Source organism: Streptomyces sp. WAC 04229, assembly GCF_003947455.1.
Classification (GTDB): Bacteria; Actinomycetota; Actinomycetes; order Streptomycetales; family Streptomycetaceae; genus Streptomyces.
Map to the genome: position 1 here is coordinate 1 of NZ_QHJH01000174.1, position 15,097 is coordinate 15,097.

Annotated in this window: 15 protein-coding genes; 3 read left to right on the forward strand and 12 right to left on the reverse strand. The window is 73.6% G+C overall.

Annotated elements, in window-relative coordinates:
- Positions 1-20 precede the first annotated feature (20 nt).
- Entirely contained in the window at positions 21-527 is a 507-nt protein-coding gene (locus DMH12_RS30520; protein WP_185832645.1) for a GbsR/MarR family transcriptional regulator, read from the reverse strand.
- A 73-nt stretch (positions 528-600) separates the two neighbouring features.
- On the opposite strand from DMH12_RS30520, the gene DMH12_RS30525 reads away from it, so the two are divergent.
- From DMH12_RS30525 to DMH12_RS30535, 3 genes are read left to right on the forward strand one after another with little or no spacing between them, the layout of a single operon-like run.
- Complete coding sequence (locus DMH12_RS30525) at positions 601-1,515, forward strand: ABC transporter ATP-binding protein (RefSeq protein WP_125494656.1); 915 nt, start codon at positions 601-603, stop codon at positions 1,513-1,515.
- Positions 1,512-3,119: an ABC transporter permease gene (locus DMH12_RS30530; protein WP_125494657.1), complete on the forward strand. Its 1,608-nt coding sequence runs from the start codon at positions 1,512-1,514 to the stop codon at positions 3,117-3,119. Before DMH12_RS30525 ends, DMH12_RS30530 begins: the two co-directional genes overlap by 4 nt.
- A gap of 46 nt (positions 3,120-3,165) precedes the next feature.
- The gene (locus DMH12_RS30535; protein ID WP_125494658.1) at positions 3,166-3,414 is read left to right on the forward strand and encodes a hypothetical protein; all 249 of its coding nucleotides are present in this window, start codon (positions 3,166-3,168) and stop codon (positions 3,412-3,414) included.
- Positions 3,415-3,417: 3 nt separating this feature from the next.
- On the opposite strand, the gene DMH12_RS30540 is transcribed toward DMH12_RS30535, so the two are convergent.
- The 11 genes from DMH12_RS30540 to DMH12_RS30595 all read right to left on the reverse strand — a co-directional run.
- The gene (locus DMH12_RS30540) at positions 3,418-4,641 is read right to left on the reverse strand and encodes a cytochrome P450 (RefSeq protein ID WP_125494659.1); all 1,224 of its coding nucleotides are present in this window, start codon (positions 4,639-4,641) and stop codon (positions 3,418-3,420) included.
- A gap of 85 nt (positions 4,642-4,726) precedes the next feature.
- On the reverse strand, positions 4,727-5,401 hold the full coding sequence (locus DMH12_RS30545) for a response regulator transcription factor (protein WP_122616757.1): 675 nt from the start codon (positions 5,399-5,401) through the stop codon (positions 4,727-4,729).
- On the reverse strand, positions 5,398-6,741 hold the full coding sequence (locus tag DMH12_RS30550) for a sensor histidine kinase (RefSeq protein ID WP_260474400.1): 1,344 nt from the start codon (positions 6,739-6,741) through the stop codon (positions 5,398-5,400). Before DMH12_RS30550 ends, DMH12_RS30545 begins: the two co-directional genes overlap by 4 nt.
- Positions 6,742-6,854: 113 nt before the next feature.
- Positions 6,855-7,550: a response regulator transcription factor gene (locus DMH12_RS30555; protein WP_125494661.1), complete on the reverse strand. Its 696-nt coding sequence runs from the start codon at positions 7,548-7,550 to the stop codon at positions 6,855-6,857.
- Entirely contained in the window at positions 7,547-8,953 is a 1,407-nt protein-coding gene (locus DMH12_RS30560) for a sensor histidine kinase (protein WP_125494662.1), read from the reverse strand. The genes DMH12_RS30555 and DMH12_RS30560 overlap by 4 nt, the downstream gene beginning before the upstream one ends.
- Positions 8,946-10,259, reverse strand: a complete 1,314-nt coding sequence (locus DMH12_RS30565; protein ID WP_125494663.1) for an acyltransferase — start codon at positions 10,257-10,259, stop codon at positions 8,946-8,948. Before DMH12_RS30565 ends, DMH12_RS30560 begins: the two co-directional genes overlap by 8 nt.
- The gene (locus tag DMH12_RS30570) at positions 10,252-11,241 is read right to left on the reverse strand and encodes an alpha/beta hydrolase (protein ID WP_125494664.1); all 990 of its coding nucleotides are present in this window, start codon (positions 11,239-11,241) and stop codon (positions 10,252-10,254) included. The genes DMH12_RS30565 and DMH12_RS30570 overlap by 8 nt, the downstream gene beginning before the upstream one ends.
- A 237-nt stretch (positions 11,242-11,478) precedes the next feature.
- Positions 11,479-12,378 carry a S9 family peptidase gene (locus DMH12_RS30580; protein ID WP_125494665.1) on the reverse strand — a complete coding sequence of 300 codons (900 nt, stop codon included), beginning with the start codon at positions 12,376-12,378 and terminating at the stop codon, positions 11,479-11,481.
- A 178-nt stretch (positions 12,379-12,556) separates the two neighbouring features.
- Positions 12,557-13,762: a kynureninase gene (gene kynU, locus DMH12_RS30585; protein WP_125494666.1), complete on the reverse strand. Its 1,206-nt coding sequence runs from the start codon at positions 13,760-13,762 to the stop codon at positions 12,557-12,559.
- A complete protein-coding gene (locus DMH12_RS30590) occupies positions 13,755-14,570 on the reverse strand; it encodes a tryptophan 2,3-dioxygenase family protein (RefSeq protein WP_125494667.1) in 816 nt (271 codons plus the stop codon). Before DMH12_RS30590 ends, kynU begins: the two co-directional genes overlap by 8 nt.
- A gap of 145 nt (positions 14,571-14,715) precedes the next feature.
- A partial coding sequence (locus DMH12_RS30595; protein ID WP_148107559.1) for a DUF3151 domain-containing protein occupies positions 14,716-15,097 on the reverse strand: 382 nt, incomplete at its 5' end.

Genomic DNA, 15,097 nt, shown 5'->3' on the forward strand with positions numbered 1-15,097 from the left:
GGGTGGTGGTTCGGGGGTGGTCAGGGGGTGCCGAAGACCTTTTCCCGGTGGGCGCGCCAGCGTTCCATCATCGCGGCGATCTCGCCGTCGATGAACTCGAAGAACGCCAGCGTCTCCGACATGCGGCGGCCCGCCGGGCTCTTTGCGCCCAGGCTCGCGACGCCCTCGCGCAGGGCGCTCTCCCAGCGCTTGAGGACGGCCTCTCGGTTGGTGAGGGCCTCGTACCACTGGTTGCTGTGCACCCGGTACCGCTCCCGCCGGGAGCCGGGTTCGCGCTCGCGGGAGACCATGTGCTGCTGCGAGAGGTAGCGCACGGCGCCGGAGACGGCGGCCGGGCTGACCTGGAGGCATTCGCCCAGTTCCGCCGAGGTCAGCGAGCCCGAGTCGGAGGCCAGCAGCGCGGCGAAGACCCGGGCCGGCATCCGCTGCATCCCCGCCTCGACGAGCTGGGCCGCGAAGCCTTCGACGAACTTCGACACCGCCTCGGGGTCGCGCTCCGCGCCCCCCGCCTCCGCTGCTTCGCTCATCCCTCGATCATCCCTCACATCCTGACGGTTTCTTAACTTCACAAATTTGTGAATACACTGTACTTTCCGAATCATGACGAAGGCAATCAGCGTCTCCGGGCTCCACAAGTCGTTCGGGCGGACGCACGCACTGGACGGACTCGACCTGGAGGTCGAGACGGGCGAGGTGCACGGCTTCCTCGGACCCAACGGCGCCGGCAAGTCCACCACCATCCGCGTCCTGCTCGGCCTGCTGCGCGGCGACTCCGGCGCCGCCCAGGTGCTGGGCCGCGATCCGTGGACCGACGCCGTCGAGGCGCACCGGCGGATCGCCTACGTGCCCGGCGACGTGACCCTGTGGCGCAATCTCTCCGGCGGCGAGGTCATCGACCTCTACGGGCGGCTGCGCGGCGGCCTGGACAAGGCGCGCCGGGCGGAACTGGTCGAACGGTTCGAGCTGGACCCGACCAAGAAGGGGCGCACGTACTCCAAGGGCAACCGGCAGAAGGTCGCGCTCGTCGCCGCCTTCGCCTCCGACGTCGACCTGCTGATCCTCGACGAACCCACCTCCGGACTCGACCCGTTGATGGAGGAGGTCTTCCAGCGGTGCGTGGCCGAGGAGCGCGAGCGCGGCCGGACGGTGCTGCTCTCCTCCCACATCCTCAGCGAGGTCGAGGAGCTGTGCGACCGCGTCAGCATCATCCGCAAGGGGCGGACCGTGGAGAGCGGCTCGCTCGCCGAGCTGCGCCACCTGACCCGCACCAGCGTGAGCGCCGAACTCGCGGGTGCGCCCAACGGCTTGGCGGGCCTGCCCGGCGTGCACGACCTCGACGTCCAGGGCCACCGGGTCCGGCTCCAGGTCGACACCGACAAACTGGACGCCGTACTCCGGTCGCTGAGCGAGTCGGGCGTGCGGTCGCTGACGTCGACGCCGCCCACGCTGGAGGAGCTGTTCCTGCGGCACTACCAGGCCGAGGACGCCGTCGGCGAGGAGGTGGCGGCGCGATGACCGCCACCGCCGCCCCCGGGGTACGGCCCGGCAGCTCGCGCCAACTGGCCGGCACCGGCACACTGCTGCGGTTCGCGCTGCGCCGGGACCGGGTGATGATCCCGGTCTGGGTCGCGGTGAACGCCCTCATGGTCCTGTCCATGCCGGGCACCATCGAGGGCCTGTACGGCACCGCCGCCGAACGTGCCGACCTGGTACGGCAGATGGAGACCAACTCCTCGCTGCGCGCCATGGTCGGCCCGCTCTTCGACGACGGCCTGGGCGCCCTCACCGCCTGGCGGGTCGGCGTGTACGCCGCCGCGCTCGCCGCCGTGACCAGCCTGCTCGTCGTCGTACGGCACACCCGCGACGAGGAGGAGAGCGGACGGCAGGAGGTCGTCGCCTCCGGCATGGTCGGCCGCCGCGCCTCGCTGACGGCGGCCCTGCTCGCGGCGGCGGTCGCGAACGCCGCCCTCGCACTGCTCGTGACCGCCGGTCTGGCCGGACAGGGGGCTGCCGGAGCGGTGGCCTTCGGGCTGGGCGTCGCGGGTGTCGGGATGCTCTTCGCGACCATGGCGGCGATCGTCGCCCAGCTGACCGAGAGCGCGCGGCTGGCCCGGGGGCTGACGGCCGGGGTGCTGGGCGGGGCCTTCGTGCTGCGCGCCGCCGGCGACTCCGCGACGGTCGACGGTTCGTCGGTGCTGACGTGGCTGTCGCCGCTCGGGTGGCTGGAGAACCTGCGCCCCTTCGCCGGCGAACGGTGGTGGGTGCTGGCGCTGATCGCCGGTGCGGCGGTGGTGCAGGGCGCGGTGGCCTACGGGCTCGCCGGGCGCCGGGACCTCGGCATGAGCTTCCTGCCGACCCGGCCGGGACCGGCCACCGGGCGGCTTTCGACGGCCGGTGCGCTGGCCTGGCGGCTGCAACGGGGCAGCGTCCTCGGCTGGAGCGTCGGCTTCCTCCTCGCCGGGCTCGTGTACGGCGGGATGACGGAGGGCGCTGCGGACCTGGTCGGGGACAACGAGCAGGCCCGCCTGATCATCGAGCGGATGGGCGGACAGGCCCAGATCACCGACGCGTTCGTGTCGGCGATGGTCGGGATGCTCGGGCTGGTCGCCGCGCTCTACGTCGTGGCGTCGGTGCTGCGGCTCAGCGGAGAGGAGACGTCCGGGCGCGCGGAGCCGGTGCTCGCGGGCGCCGTGGGGCGGCTGCGGTGGGCGGCGGGACACCTCGTCGTCGCCTTCGGCGGCGCGGCGCTCATCATGCTGCTCGCCGGCGCCGGTTTCGCGGCCGGCTACGGGCGGGACGCCGGGGCGATCCTCGGCGCGTGCCTCGTGCAGCTGCCCGCGGTGTGGGTGATCGGCGGGGCGGCGGTGCTGCTGCACGGGGTGCTGCCGCGGGGCGCGGTCGCCGCGTGGGGGATCGCGGGAGCGGTGCTGCTGCTCGGCTGGGTGGGACCGGCACTGGACGTGCCGCAGGCGGTGCTGGACGTCTCCCCGTTCGGTCATCTGCCGAAGCTGCCGGGCGGGGAGATGAGCTGGTCACCGGTGCTGGTGCTGCTGCTGATCGCGGGGGTGCTGGTGGCGGCGGGGCTGGCGGGGCTGCGGAGGCGGGACATGAGCACCTGAGCCGGTGCGGCGAACCGGAGGGCGGGCCTTCGGCGTCCTGACGGGCATGAAGCGAGATGCGGTGACGTGCGGTGGATGTGTGGTCTCGGCGGCGGGGGCCGTGGGGGCCCTGTGGCTGTGGGGGGCATCCGATCGCACGCAGCGGCATCTGGGCCGCAAGTTCGAGAACAACGGGCAGGACTTCGGCGCCGCCCTCGTCGAACTGCCCCTCGTGGTGGTGGCCGGCGCGGTCCTGCCCGGGCTGGTGTGGGGGCTGGGCGCCTGGCTGCTCTCGCGGCGGGGGCGTGGTCGCTAGCGCTCACAGGTGCACGGGTAGCCCCGTCAGGCCCCGCATCACGAAGTTCGGCCTCCGCTCCGGTTCCGCCGCGAGCCGCAGCGTCGGGGCCCGCTCCAGCAGGGAGGTCATGGACGCCGCGAGTTCGATCCGGGCGAGCGGCGCGCCGATGCAGTAGTGGATGCCGGCGCTGAAGGAGATGTGCGGGTTGTCCCGGCGGGCGAGGTCGAGGCGGTCCGGGTCGGCGAACACCGCCGGGTCGTGGTTGGCGGAGCCGAAGAGCAGCGCCACCTCGGCGCCGCGCGGGATCGTCGTCCCGTCGATCTCGATCTCGTCCAGCACCCAGCGCTCGAACATCTGGAGCGGGGTGTCGTAGCGCATCAGCTCCTCGACCGCGGTCGGGACGAGGGAGTGGTCGGCGCGCAGGGCCGCCAGCTGGTCCGGGTTCCGGAACAGGGCCAGCCAGCCGTTGGCCGTCGCGTTCACCGTGGCCTCGTGACCGGCGTTCAGGAGCAGCACGCAGGTCGAGATCATCTCCTGCTCGGTGAGGCGGTCGTCGTCCTCGTCGTGGGCCGCGATCAGACCGGAGACGAGGTCCTCGCCGGGTTCCTTGCGGCGGGCGGCGATCAGGCCGCGCAGGTAGTCCGAGAAGTCGAGCGAGGCGCGGACTGCCCTCGCCGCGGTCTCCTCGGACGGGTTCAGCTCGTACATCCCGCAGATGTCCGCGGACCAGGGCCGCAAGGGGGCCCGGTCGGCCTCCGGGATGCCCAGCATCTCGGCGATCACCGCGACCGGCAGCGGCTCGGCCACGTCGGTGAGCAGATCGCCGCCGCCCGCCGCCACCACCCCGGCGACCAGGTCGTCCGCCAGCGCGCGCACGTACGGCTTCAGCCGCTCCACCGTGCGCGGTGTGAACGCCTTCGACACCAGGCGCCGGATACGGGTGTGGTCCGGCGGCTCCAGGTCGAGCATCCCGTGGTCGTTGAGCGTGTGGAAGGGCTCCTGCTCCGGCGGGGGCGGGGTGCGGCCGAACTCCTCGTGCGAGAAACGGTGCTGGTAGGTCCGCCCCAGACGCCGGTCGCGCAGCAGCGCCGAGACGTCGGCGTGGTGCGGGACCAGCCACTGGTCGCTCGGCTCGTAGTAGTGCACCCGGCCCCGGTCCCGCAGCTCGGCGAAGGCGGGGTAGGGGTCGGCGACGAACGCGGGGTCCCACGGGTCGAAGCGTGCGGTGCTGTCGGTGGCGGCCATGGACGGACGCTAGCCGGTGGCATCGACGCTGACCAGAGGCCGCGGGCCCGCCGCCGACCCGCCGCTGCCCCTCGCGGCCGAGCCCTCAGCCCGGCGTCACCAGCCGTGCCTCGTAGGCGAACACCGCCGCCTGGGTGCGGTCTCTGAGGCCCAGCTTCACCAGGATGCGGCTGACGTGCGTCTTGATCGTCGACTCGGCGACCACCAGGCGCTCGGCGATCTCCGAATTCGACAGGCCCTGCGCGATCAGCACCAGGACCTCCGTCTCCCGCTCGGTCAGGTCCCCGTAGGCCGCCTGCGCCGAGGGCATCAGGCGCGGGGCGTCGGAGAGCTTGGAGAACTCGGTGATCAGGCGCTTGGTGATCGAGGGCGCGAGCAGGGCCTCCCCGGCCGCGACCACCCGGACGCCGTCGGCCAGCTGGCGGGCGGAGGCGTCCTTGAGGAGGAAGCCGGAGGCGCCCGCGCGCAGCGCCTGGTACACGTACTCGTCCAGGTCGAAGGTGGTCAGCACCAGGACCTTCGACGTGCCGTCGGCGGCGACGATCTCCCGGGTCGCCTCGATGCCGTTCAACTCCGGCATGCGGATGTCCATCAGGACGACGTCGGGTGCGAGTTCGCGGACGCGGTCGACCGCCTCCCGGCCGTTGACCGCCTCGCCGACGACCTCGATGTCCGGCATCGCGTTCAACAGGACCGAGAAGCCCTCGCGCACCATCATCTGGTCGTCCGCGATCAGTACCCGGATCGTGCGGCCGGTCATGCGTCACCCTCGCTCACCGCGGTGACCGGCAGGAACACCGCCACCTCGTAGCCCCCGTCGTCGGTCGGGCCGGCCGTCATCTCGCCGTTCAGCATCGACACCCGCTCGCGCATGCCGGTGACTCCGTGTCCGGCGCCGGGGGACGGCTTGACCAGGGTGTTCGCCGGGATGGCGGTGTTGACTATGCGCAGGCCCAGGCCGCCCAGGACGTAGGAGACCTCCACGCGGGCCGTCGCGCCGGGCGCGTGCCGCAGGGTGTTGCTCAGCGCCTCCTGCACGATCCGGTACGCCGACAGCTCCACGCCGGGCGGCAGCTCGCGCACCGCGCCGGTCACCGCCTTCTCCACGCCCAGACCGGCCTCGCGGACGTTGGCGAGCAGGGCGTCCAGGTCGGTCAGCGTGGGCTGCGGGGCGTCCGGGGCCTCGTAGTCCTCGGCGCGGACGACACCGAGGACGCGGCGCAGCTCGGTGAGGGCGGCCACCGCGTTCTCCCGGATGGTGGCGAAGGCGCGCTCCAGCTCCTCCGGCGGATTCTCCACCCGGTAGGGCGCGGCCTCCGCCTGGATGGCGACCACCGACATGTGGTGGGCGACCACGTCGTGCAGCTCGCGGGCGATGTTGGTGCGCTCCTCCAGCAGGGTGCGCCGGGACCGCTCGTGCGCGGTGACCGTCTGCTGGGCGGTCACCTGCCGGCGGGCGTCGCGGCGGATGTGCCAGAGCGAGATCGCGAGCAGGGCGAAGGCGGTGAGCAGCAGCAGGGGTGCGGAGTTGCTGCCGTACTGGCCCGGGCCCCACAGGGACTCGTTGAAGAAGGCGTAGGCCGCGGTGATGACCCACATCCACACGGCGGTGCGCGGACGGGTGCGTATCGCCACGATCACCAGTACGGCGGTGTGGCACATGAACGCCCCCGGCAGCCACGGCCAGTCCCCCCAGCTGCTGCCGAGCAGCGCCACCACGGGCGTGGCCACCATGGACATCCAGAAGGCGCCGACCGGCCGGACCAGGGTGGCCAGCACCGGGAGGGCGCACACCAGCCCGCTCAGCAGGGTCCACTGGCTGCTGTAACCGCCCACCAGGCCGCCGTAGAAGCACAGCAGCGCCGCGCCGGCCACCGCCAGATACGGGACGCGGGCCGCGTACGGCCGCATCCGCGCGGGCAGGCGGCGGACCCACGGGGCGTCCGGGGCCGTGCGGGACAGCGGGCGGTAGGCGAAGGCGTCGTGGAACAGGTCCTCGCGCAGGCCGCTCAGGGCGTCCTTGGCGAGCCGGTACTCGGGGCTGCGGGTCGCCTTCGCGTCGCCGGGAGGCGTGCTACCCGTCTGGGTCGTCTCGGTCACGTTGCCACGGTAGGGGGCGGTGGGAGGGGCCGTCGTCACCAGTGAGAGGGGTCCTTGGGCATCCGCCTCAGGTACTACGGGGGCCGGGGACGGGCCGCGCGCGCCCATCGAAGTCAGTACCCCGAGGGGCGCACGAGGCCCGACTCGTACGCGAACACGGCCGCCTGGGTGCGGTCCCTGAGCCCCAGTTTCACCAGGATGCGGCCCACATGGGTCTTCACCGTCTGCTCGGCGACGACCAGGCGCTGGGCGATCTCGGCGTTCGACAGGCCCTGTGCGATCAGGGCGAGCACCTCCGTCTCCCGCTCGGTCAGCTCACCCACGCGGGCCTTCAGCGGGGCGCGCGGCCGGTCGCCCAGCCGGGAGAACTCCGCGATCAGACGGCGGGTGATGCCCGGCGCGAGCAGGGCGTCCCCGGACGCCACCACCCGGACCGCCTCGGCGAGCTGGTCGGCGGACGCGTCCTTCAGCAGGAACCCGGAGGCCCCGGCCCGCAGCGCCTCGTACACGTACTCGTCGAGGTCGAACGTGGTCAGCACCAGCACCCTGATCTCCGGGGTCGCCCCGGTGATCAGGCGGGTGGCCTCGATGCCGCCCAGCTCGGGCATGCGGATGTCCATCAGGACGACGTCCGGGGCCTGCTCGGCGACCTTGGCGACGGCGTCCAGGCCGTCCACCGCCTGCCCGATCACCTCGATGTCCGGCTGGGTGTTGAGCAGCACGGTGAACCCCTGCCGGACCATCTGCTGGTCGTCGGCGATCAGGACACGGATCACGCGCCCGTCGCTGCTGGCGCTGCTGGTCGTCATCGGGTGTCGTCCTCGGGGATGTGGTGGGCGGGCATGTGGTGGGCGGGGGATTCGTCCGTGCCGGCGGGTTCGTCGGCGACCGCGGGTTCGGCGCCGTCGACCGGCAGGAACGCCGCCACCTGGTAGCCGCCGCCCGGCAGTGCGTGCGCGGTCAGGCTGCCGTCGAGCATCGCCACCCGCTCCCGCATGCCGAGCAGCCCGTGCCCCGCCCCCTGCGACGGTGCCGGCGCCCGCTTCGGGCGGGTGTTGGAGACCTCCACGCGCAGCCCGATCGGGAGGTACGTGAGGTGGACCCGGGCGGTCGCGCCGGGCGCGTGCCGCAGGACGTTGCTGAGCGCCTCCTGGACGATCCGGTACGCCGACAGCTCCACGCCGGGCGGCAGGGGCCGGCGCGTGCCGCTCGTCCCGGTGGTGACGGTCAGTCCCGCGGCCCTGATGTTCTCCACCAGCGTGTCGAGCCGGTCGAGGGTGGGCTGCGGGGCGTGCGGCACGGAATCGCCGCCCTCGGCCTCCAGTACGTCGGGGTGCTCGGAGCGCAGCACGCCCAGCACCCGGCGCAGCTCGGTGAGCGCCTCCAGCGCGTTCTGCCGGATGCCCGCGAGGTTCTCCCTCAACTCGTCCGGCGGGTCCTCGACGAGAAGGGGGGCGACCTGGGCCTGGATGGATATCACCGACATGTGGTGGGCGACCACGTCGTGCAACTCGCGCGCGATGCGGCTGCGTTCCTCCAGCAGGGTGCGCCGGGCCCGCTCCTCGGCGGTGAGCGAGGTCTGCTCGGCCAACTGGTTGCGGGCCTCACGGCGGCCTCGCAGGGCGATGCCGAGGACGACGACGACCGTGAACAGGATGACGGCGAGCTGGCCGGTCGGCAGGTAGTTCGGGGCACCGATCACGCCCTGCACGACGTAGGTGGGGAGCGCGGTGAGGAGCAGCGCTTCCACGGACACCCGGGTGCGCACCCGCAGGGCGAGCAGCAGCATCACGAACAGGTGCGCGATGAGCCCGGCGGCGGTCCAGGGCCACGTGAACTCGTAACCGCCCGGGTCCATCTGGAGCCGCACGGCGAAGGCCCCCACCAGCATGCCCGCCATGGACAGCCACCACGCCGCGACCGGCCGCCACAGCGCCAGGACCATCGCGCAGGCCTCCGCGAGAGCGATGACGAAGGCGAATCCGGGGTCGACCCCGGCGTTCTCACCGACCTGGGCCGCGTCGCCGAGCAGCACGCCGAGGGCGGCCAGGCAGACGATCCCGTGCGGGAACCAGCGCAGCCACACCGACGGCGGCAGCGGATCCGGCCGCCAGGTCCACAGGTCGTCGTGGAGCACCCCCAGCACGCGTTCGACGCGGCCCCGGGCCGTGTGTCGTATCCCCCGTCGTGTCACGGGCCCCACCCTAGACATGACGTGCACCCACCGTCCCCGTCCGGCCGTCCGGGCGGTGGGCCCGGACGATCTTGGAACGGCGCCGCCCTCCACCGCGCTCGCAGGAGCGAAAGGCGGCCCAGCAGCCCGCCAGGACCAGCGCGAACACCGGGAGCCAGGCGATCCGGGCCGCGACCCAGTCCAGGCCGTCGGGGCGCGTGTGCAGGCCGGGCAGGCGGCCCAGGAGGAGGCTGCCGGCCGTGGTGGCCATCAGCGCCGTCTGGTGCCAGAGGAAGATCGTCATCGCGGAGAGGTTGACCAGGGCGACGGCCGCCCACGCCACCGGCCGCCGCATCGCGCGGCGCAGCCGGTCGCGCAGCAGCAGGGCGAGGCCGCACTGCGCCAGACCGAAGGTGACTGCGGCCAGGGTCGGCGGATTGAGGTTCGACACCGGGGCGCCCGGGACGCCCACCATCGAGGCCGGATAGCCCGCCCAGGCGACGAGCGCCGCGGTCGCCGCCGTACCTCCGGTGAGCAGGATCCAGCCGCTGCGGCGGCGGGCCAGTTCGCCGCGGGTCCAGGCGGCGCCGAGGGTGAAGGGGACCAGCCAGCCGGCCGCGAGGTTGAGCCAGCCGAGCCAGGACGGGGCGCCGAAACCGAAGCGCAGCAGGTCGACGTGGAGGACGACGACCAGCGGCCACAGCGGGCTCAGCCGCGTCAGCAGCGGCGTCGCAGCCGTCAGCGCCGCGAAGACCAGCAGGAACCACATCGGGGAGAGGGCCAGTTTCACCAGCGTGTGGACGGTGCCGAACTCCGCGCCGGTCATGAGCAGCAGCGCGGCCGTCACCGTCCACAGGCCGAGGACGGCCAGGACCGGTCGGAACAGCCGGGAGAGGCGGGCGGACAGCCAGCGGCCGTAGGACTCGCCCCGGGCACGGGCGGATGCGTAGCCACGGGTGGCGACATGACCGCCGACCAGGAAGAACACGGCGAGGGTCTGGAAGGCCCAGGAGACCGGGGCCAGCCAGGGCATGTCCCCCAACGGGCTCGCCGCACGCAGGCTGTTGCCGTCGGCGACCAGGGCCGTCACCAGCCAGTGCCCGAGGACCACCCCGAGGATGGCGAAGGCGCGCAGGGCGTCGACGGCCCGGTCCCTCGACGCGGGCGTGGCGGCGTCGATCCGGCCGGCGGAGTGGAACAGGCGCCGCCGGGCGGTACCGGGCCACCGGGTGGGGGCCTCCCGCCTGGGGCTCGGCCGGGTCTCCGGGATCTCCAGCGTCGCTCGGAGCGCACGGGGCGTTCGGCGCGCACGGCGCGTACGGAGCGCTCGCGTCACGTCAGTCATGGGTCACCTCCGTGGTCTCGCCCAGGGCGATCCGGGCCAGGTTCGTCAGGGAGAGGGAGCCGGGGTCGAAGTAGTCGCTGTGGCCGCCGTCGCCGGCGTCGAAGACCCGGGCGCCGAACTCCGGGGAGACCGGGTCGGTACCGAAGCCGACGGTGGTGCCGAACAGCCCGGTGCTGAGGTGCGGAACGTGCTCCACCCAGTCGTCGTCGCCCCGCGCCGCCCAGATCCGGGCGCCGCTGCGCAGGCCGGCGGCCGTGTCGGCGCCGGTGCCCGGGCTGCCGAGCAGGGCCATGTCGGAGACGTCGAGGCCGTCGGCGGCGCGGGCGCAGACCACCGAGCCGTAGGAGTGGCAGAGGAGGGTGAGACGGGTGCCGGGGCCGGCGATCCGGCGCAGGTCGGCGACGAGGGCGCGCAGCTTCGGGGCGGCCCGCTCTGCGCGACCGGTGGTGGCGACGGTGGTGCTGATCGTGCCCGGCGTCTCGTACCCCATCCAGGCGACGACCGCGGTGCGGGTCCCGGCGGGCGCCTGCGCGACGAGCTGCCGGTGCAGAGCGACGGCGGCGGCGCGGAACCGGCCGTAGGTGTCGAGGCCGGTGTCGGAGCCGGGGACCAGGACGGCGACGCGGTCGGCCTGCGCCAGGTCGCCGAGTACCTCGGTGGCCAGTCCGGCGCCCCGGCCGTCGAAGGCGAGGAGGCGTCGGGACGGGTCGGCCATCGCACGGTCGGCCGCGGCACGGTGACGGTCGCCGTGGTCGGCGGCCATCCGGGACGCCTCGGCGGCGTTGGCCCGGTGGGCCGCGTACGTCTCGGCCAGCGTGGCGGCCGTCGGCGCCGGCGGCTCGGCGGGGGGCGGGGCCGGGATCCGGGGCTGCGCGGCACCGGAGAGCGGGAGGACCACGGCACCGGTGATGAGGGCCGCGCACACGGCACGGCGCCACTTGCCCGCGTACCGCCGCCAACGTACCGCCGTACCGGGCCACATGGCCGCTCCCCTCCGGCACGCCCGCCCATCGGGCCCGCCTTCAAGGGAAGTTATGAATCGGACCCTGTAACCCGCGTCCCGCCAGGGAACTCACCTGGCTGGTAGCTCTCAGGTACTACGGGTACGACGCGAACCACCGGACGCCGATCCTCCGAATCACCGGACGCCGATCCTCCGAACCGCCGGACGCCGAACCGAAGAACCGCCGAACCGCCGAACCGCCGGACCTTGTCGGCCTCACCACGCCAACTGCGCGATCTCCTCCGCCACCACCGCACACGCGTCCGCCGCCGGGTCGATCAGCGGGAAGTGGCCGACGTCCTCCAGCAGGGTCACGCCCACCACCTCCCCGGCCTTCGCCGCCGCGTCGGCGTACGCGTCGGCGACCGCCTGCGGCACGTCCACGTCGGCCCGGCCCTGGACCAGGGTCGTCGCGATGCCGGTGGGCAGCAGCAGGGCGGGGTCGGCGTAGGGACGGCGTTCGGTGAACAGGTCGCCCCCGCCCAGGAACTGACGCGCCGCTCCCCCGCACACCTCGAGCTTGTCGGCGACCTCGAAGTCCGCGATCGGGGCGAGTGCGACCACGCCCCGCAGCGGCGCCGGGCGGTCGGTGCGCCACGGGGCGTCGGCGGGCAGCAGGTGCCGGGCCGCCGCCCACAGGGCGAGGTGCCCGCCGGCGGAGTGGCCGGTGAGCACCGTACGGCGCGCGTCGGCCCGCGGGAGGTGCCGCCGCACCAGCCCGGGCAGCGCGTCCAGCGCGGCGGCCACGTCGTCGAGGGTCTCGGGCCACCGCCCCGCCACGGGCCCGCCCGTACCGGCGTCACCGCCCCGCGCACCGCGCCGGTACTCCACACTCGCCACGGCGAAGCCCCGCTCCGCCAGGAACCCGGCGAACGGGCTGACATGGCGACGGTCGTACGGCGCCCGCCACGAGCCTCCGTGCAGGACCACCACGACGGGAGCGGCGTCGCCCGGCCCCGCGGCGGCACGCGGCGCGTAGAAGTCGATCACCTGGTCGGGGTCGTCGCCGTACCCGGCCGTGCTGTCGGGGTCCACCGCCGGGTGCGCGAAGGCCGATTTCTCCTCCGCGGCGTTCCTCGCGGCAGCGGTGCCCGGTTCTGCTGCGGCGTCCGGCATGCTCAACCTCTCGGCGAAGGAACGGTGTTGGCGGACCGGATGAGTGGAAATCGGCCGTTGGCGGGACGTTATCAGGCCGATAACGTGCGCGGACATGGGGATGTGACGCTGGGTGAGGACCAAACGATTCGCCCGGCCCCCACCCTTCACCCGCGGGTGACGCCACCACTTCCGCGCGTCACCCCAGCGTCCGCGCCAGCACCAGGGCCGCCCGCTCCACGTCCGCGAAGCCGACGTACAGCGGTGTGAAACCGAAGCGCAGGACGTCCGGGGCGCGGAAGTCACCGACCACGCCGCCCTCGATCAGCCGCTTCATGACCTCGCCCGCGTCGTCGCAGCGCAGGGCGACCTGACTGCCGCGCTCCGCGTGCGCGGCCGGGGTCACGGACTCCACCCGGCCGAGGGGTACGTACGCCCCGACGCAGCGCAGGAAGAAGTCCGTCAGCGCCAGCGACTTGGCCCGCACCGCCGCCACCGAGACACCGTCCTCGTCCCACACGTCGAGCGCCGCGTCCAGGGCGAGCAGGGAGAGGATGTCCGGCGTGCCGACCCTGCCGCGCACCGCTCCGGACGCCGGGGCGTACGCGGGGCGCATGCCGAACGGCTCGGCGTGCGAGTTCCAGCCCGGCAGCGGGGAGTCGAAGCGGGGCTGGAGGTCGCGGCGCACATACAGGTAGGCGGGCGAACCGGGGCCGCCGTTGAGGTACTTGTAGGTGCAGCCGACCGCCAGGTCGACGCCGTGTTCGTCGAGCCCGACCGGCAGCGCGCCCGCGCTGTGGCACAGGTCCCAGACGGCGTACGCCCCGCACGCGTGCACCGCGCGGGTGAGCGCGGGCAGGTCGTGCAGCCGGCCGGTGCGGTAGTCGACGTGGTTGAGCAGGACGGCGGCGGTGCGGGCGCCGAGCGCGGAGGGCACCTCGGCCGGGGTGACCGGGCGCAGCGTGCAGCCGGTCATCCGGGCCGCCGACTCGGCGATGTACCCGTCCGTGGGGAAGGTGGTGGCGTCGACGAGGATCTCGTCCCGGCCCGCACCGCCCCCGTCCTCCTGCGCCATGCGCACGGCGGCGACGAGCGCCTTGAAGACGTTCACGCTCGTGGAGTCGCCCACCACGATCTGCCCGGACGCCGCGCCGACCAGCGGTGCGATCCGGTCGCCGATCCGCTCGGGCGCGGTCCACCAGCCGCTCTCCTCCCAGGAACGGATGCGCAGCTCGCCCCACTGGCGGCGGACGACGTCGTCCACGCGCGCGGGCACGTGCGCGGGGAGGGCGCCGAGCGAGTTGCCGTCCAGGTACGTCACGTCGTCGAGGACGAACCGGTCGCGCAGCGCGGACAGCGGGTCGGCGACGTCCAGCTGCTCGGCCTCGCTCCTCAGCTCAGACATAGGACCGCGCCGTCCACAGCTCGGGGAACACGTTGCCGCGGGCCCGCTTCTCCAGCCAGGCCACCCCGGCGGAACCGCCCGTGCCGGTCTTCGAGCCCATCGCGCGGCGGGTGGCGACCAGGTGGTCGTTGCGCCAGCGCCAGACCAGTTCGGCGACGTCGGTGAGGGCCTCGCCGAGGCGGGCCAGCTCGCCGTTCTGGTCGCCCTTGTAGACGGCCGTCCAGGCGGCCTCCACCTCGGGTGCCGCCTCGTACTTCCGGGTGACGTCCCGCTTGAGCACGGCGTCCGGTATGTCGTACCCGCGCCGGTCGAGCAGCCGGACCACCTCGTCGTACAGGCTCGGCTCGTGCAGCGCCTTCTCCAGTTCCGCGTGGACGCGCGGGGCGCCGCGGTGCGGGACGAGCATCGAGGCGGACTTCTCGCCGAGCAGGAACTCCATGCGGCGGTACATCGCCGACTGGAAGCCGGAGCCCTCGCCGAGGGCGGCCCGGTAGGAGTTGAACTGGGCCGGGGTGAGCTGCCCCAGGGGCGTCCAGGAGGCGTTCAGCGCCTCCAGCTCCCGTACCGAACGCTTGAGCGCGTCGGTCGCCACCGGGATCCGGTCCTCGCGCAGGGCGCGGGCGGCGGTCTCCCATTCGTGGACGATGACGGTGAACCACAGCTCCATGACCTGGGTCGTGACCAGGAAGACCATCTCTCCGGGATCGTCGGAGAGGGTGTGCTGGAGATGGGTGAGCACGTCCGCCTGGACATAGTCCTCGTACGGCGTGCTGCCCTCGAAGTCGAGATTCGGGGCTTCGTGGGACATCGCTGTCTCCTGATGTGCACGGGTAGCGGTCCGCCCTGCCGTTACCGGCACGGGGCCCCGGTCCCCAACGGCATCCTCCGCAATCGTCGCAGGAAACCGCAAGGCCCGCCCGCGCACGGCGGACGGGCCGGGGGTGTTCCCCGCTCTAGCCGAGCACCTCGGCCGCGGCGGGCGAGGAGTCCTTCAGGAACTGGGCGCAGCGCTCGTACTCCTCCTTCTCGCCGATCGCCTGGGCGGCGCGGGCGAGGGCGTGCAGGGCGCGCAGGAAGCCGCGGTTCGGCTCGTGCTCCCAGGGCACCGGGCCGTGCCCCTTCCAGCCGCTGCGGCGCAGGGCGTCCAGGCCGCGGTGGTAGCCCGTACGGGCGTACGCGTACGACTCCACGACGCTGCCCCGCTCGAACGCCTCGTCGGCCAGGCGGGCCCAGGCGAGCGAGGACGTCGGGTACTTCGCGGCGACGTCGGCGGGGGAGGTGCCGCCCGCCAGCAGTTCGCGGGGCCCGGGGTCGTCGGGGAGGTGGGTCGGGGGC

Bases quoted from the DNA above. Each gene is read 5' to 3' on its own strand.
- DMH12_RS30545 (WP_122616757.1), bottom strand. From the start codon at position 5,401: ATGACCGGCCGCACGATCCGGGTACTGATCGCGGACGACCAGATGATG.
- DMH12_RS30590 (WP_125494667.1), bottom strand. From the start codon at position 14,570: ATGTCCCACGAAGCCCCGAATCTCGACTTCGAGGGCAGCACGCCGTAC.
- DMH12_RS30525 (WP_125494656.1), top strand. From the start codon at position 601: ATGACGAAGGCAATCAGCGTCTCCGGGCTCCACAAGTCGTTCGGGCGG.
- DMH12_RS30555 (WP_125494661.1), bottom strand. From the start codon at position 7,550: ATGACGACCAGCAGCGCCAGCAGCGACGGGCGCGTGATCCGTGTCCTG.
- DMH12_RS30540 (WP_125494659.1), bottom strand. From the start codon at position 4,641: ATGGCCGCCACCGACAGCACCGCACGCTTCGACCCGTGGGACCCCGCG.
- DMH12_RS30580 (WP_125494665.1), bottom strand. From the start codon at position 12,378: ATGCCGGACGCCGCAGCAGAACCGGGCACCGCTGCCGCGAGGAACGCC.
- DMH12_RS30565 (WP_125494663.1), bottom strand. From the start codon at position 10,259: ATGACTGACGTGACGCGAGCGCTCCGTACGCGCCGTGCGCGCCGAACG.
- DMH12_RS30530 (WP_125494657.1), top strand. From the start codon at position 1,512: ATGACCGCCACCGCCGCCCCCGGGGTACGGCCCGGCAGCTCGCGCCAA.
- DMH12_RS30535 (WP_125494658.1), top strand. From the start codon at position 3,166: ATGAAGCGAGATGCGGTGACGTGCGGTGGATGTGTGGTCTCGGCGGCG.
- DMH12_RS30560 (WP_125494662.1), bottom strand. From the start codon at position 8,953: ATGTCTAGGGTGGGGCCCGTGACACGACGGGGGATACGACACACGGCC.
- kynU (WP_125494666.1), bottom strand. From the start codon at position 13,762: ATGTCTGAGCTGAGGAGCGAGGCCGAGCAGCTGGACGTCGCCGACCCG.
- DMH12_RS30570 (WP_125494664.1), bottom strand. From the start codon at position 11,241: ATGTGGCCCGGTACGGCGGTACGTTGGCGGCGGTACGCGGGCAAGTGG.
- DMH12_RS30520 (WP_185832645.1), bottom strand. From the start codon at position 527: ATGAGCGAAGCAGCGGAGGCGGGGGGCGCGGAGCGCGACCCCGAGGCG.